The organism is Streptosporangium sp. NPDC049644, assembly GCF_040675205.1.
Classification (GTDB): Bacteria; Actinomycetota; Actinomycetes; order Streptosporangiales; family Streptosporangiaceae; genus Streptosporangium; species Streptosporangium fukuiense.
Genome location: NZ_JBFAOJ010000267.1, coordinates 1 through 1,447 on the forward strand (window position 1 = coordinate 1; position 1,447 = coordinate 1,447).

Sequence of the window (1,447 nt, forward strand, 5' to 3'; positions counted from 1 at the left end):
ACTAACCGGTCCCCTTAACGTTCCAGCACCGGGCAGGCGTCAGTCCGTATACATCGTCTTACGACTTCGCACGGACCTGTGTTTTTAGTAAACAGTCGCTTCCCCCTGGCCTCTGCGACCCCCACCAGCTCAGAACGCAAAGGTTCGTCACCAGCGAAGGCCCCCCTTCTCCCGAAGTTACGGGGGCAATTTGCCGAGTTCCTTAACCACAGTTCACCCGATCGCCTTAGTATTCTCTACCTGACCACCTGAGTCGGTTTAGGGTACGGGCCGCCACGACACTCACTAGAGGCTTTTCTCGGCAGCATAGGATCACCCACTTCGCCACAATCGGCTCGGCATCACATCTCAGACTCAATGTGTTGCGGATTTGCCTACAACACGTCCTACATGCTTACCCCAGGACTACCATCGCCTGGGCTGGGCTACCTTCCTGCGTCACCCCATCGCTTACCTACTACCAGTTCAGGCCAGGCGTTCAGTCTCACCCACACCCCGAAGGGCGTTAGGGACTTAAGGACCCTTAGTATCACTGGATTCAGTATTGGCGCATCGTAGCGGGTACGGGAATATCAACCCGTTGTCCATCGACTACGCCTGTCGGCCTCGCCTTAGGTCCCGACTTACCCTGGGCGGATTAGCCTGCCCCAGGAACCCTTGGTCATCCGGCGCAGAAGTTTCTCACTTCTGATTCGCTACTCATGCCTGCATTCTCACTCGCACAGCCTCCACAACTGGATCACTCCGCTGCTTCGCCGGCCGCACGACGCTCCCCTACCCATCCACACACCTAAACCACAAAGGCTCGGATACATGTGTGAATGCCACGACTTCGGCGGTGTACTTGAGCCCCGCTACATTGTCGGCGCGGAATCACTTGACCAGTGAGCTATTACGCACTCTTTCAAGGGTGGCTGCTTCTAAGCCAACCTCCTGGTTGTCACTGCGACTCCACATCCTTTCCCACTTAGCACACGCTTAGGGGCCTTAGTCGGTGGTCTGGGCTGTTTCCCTCTCGACTACGGAGCTTATCCCCCGCAGTCTCACTGCTGCGCTCTCACTTACCGGCATTCGGAGTTTGGCTGACGTCAGTAACCTTGTCGGGCCCATTAGCCATCCAGTGCTCTACCTCCGGCAAGAAACACGCAACGCTGCACCTAAATGCATTTCGGGGAGAACCAGCTATCACGGAGTTTGATTGGCCTTTCACCCCTAAACACAGGTCATCCCCCAGGTTTTCAACCCTGGTGGGTTCGGTCCTCCACGCGGTCTTACCCGCGCTTCAACCTGCCCATGCCTAGATCACTCCGCTTCGGGTCTACAGCATGCGACTCAAACGCCCTATTCAGACTCGCTTTCGCTACGGCTCCCCCACACGGGTTAACCTCGCCACACACCATAACTCGCAGGCTCATTCTTCAAAAGGCACGCAGTCACATCACAAACA

The 1,447-nt window shown here is 56.5% G+C and carries 1 rRNA gene; it reads right to left on the minus strand.

Going from position 1 to position 1,447, the window contains the following annotated elements:
- A 23S ribosomal RNA gene (locus tag AB0J58_RS45020) occupies positions 1–1,447 on the minus strand; the annotation flags it as partial.